General features: G+C 60.5%; 1 protein-coding gene. It reads left to right on the top strand.

The features are described from left to right. A partial coding sequence (locus EN925_RS37930) for an ABC transporter substrate-binding protein (RefSeq protein WP_245487466.1) occupies nt 1-833 on the top strand: 833 nt, incomplete at both ends.

The following is an 833-nucleotide window of genomic DNA, read 5'->3' as shown; positions in this document are numbered from 1 at the left end:
TCTCAACCCTTTCATCCTCAAGAGCCTGCGCACCACGGCGCGCGGCATGATGGATACGATCTTCGGCAATCTGGTCTTCGAGCCGTTGATGCAGCGCAATGCCGACGAGGCTTTCACGCTCTACGGTTTGTTGGCCGACAGCGCCGACATGGATCCGGAGCGCAAGAGCATCGAGTTCCATCTCAATCCGAAGGCCAAATGGTCGGACGGTCAGCCGGTGACGCCGGAGGACGTGCTGTTCAGTTATGATGTCTACACCGACAAAGGCCGCCCGCCTTACAGCGACCGCATGGCCAGGGTCGCCAAGCTCGAAAAGACCGGCGACCACAGCGTGCGCTTCACCTTCAACGACAAGGCCGATCGCGAATTCCCGCTGATCATCGCGCTGACCCCGATCATCCCGAAGCACGCCTTTGACAAGGAGACCTTCGACAGGACGACGCTCAAGCCGGTGATCGGCAGCGGTCCGTATACGATCGCGCAGGTGCAGCCAGGCCAGCGCATCGTCTTCAAGCGCAACCCGGACTATTGGGGCAAGGATGTCCCCGCCAAGCGCGGTTTCGACAATTACGACCAGATCACCATCGAGTATTTCCTCAACGCCAACGCCAAGCTCGAAGCGTTCAAGAAAGGCCTCTGCGCCATCGATGACGACAGCGATCCGGTGAAGCGCGAGCGCGATCTCGATTTTCCGGCCTTCCACAAGGGCGACGTGATCGCCGAAACCTTCGACACCGGCATTCCGCCGGTGGTGACCGGTTTCCTGTTCAACACGCGGTTGCCGAAATTCGCCAACCCGGTCGTGCGGCGCGCGCTCGGCATGCTCTACGACT

Source organism: Mesorhizobium sp. M7A.F.Ca.US.006.04.2.1 (genome assembly GCF_004022915.1).
Classification (GTDB): Bacteria; Pseudomonadota; Alphaproteobacteria; order Rhizobiales; family Rhizobiaceae; genus Mesorhizobium; species Mesorhizobium ciceri.
Note: the sequence above shows the minus strand (reverse complement) of the source record. Positions and strands in the feature narration are given on the sequence as shown.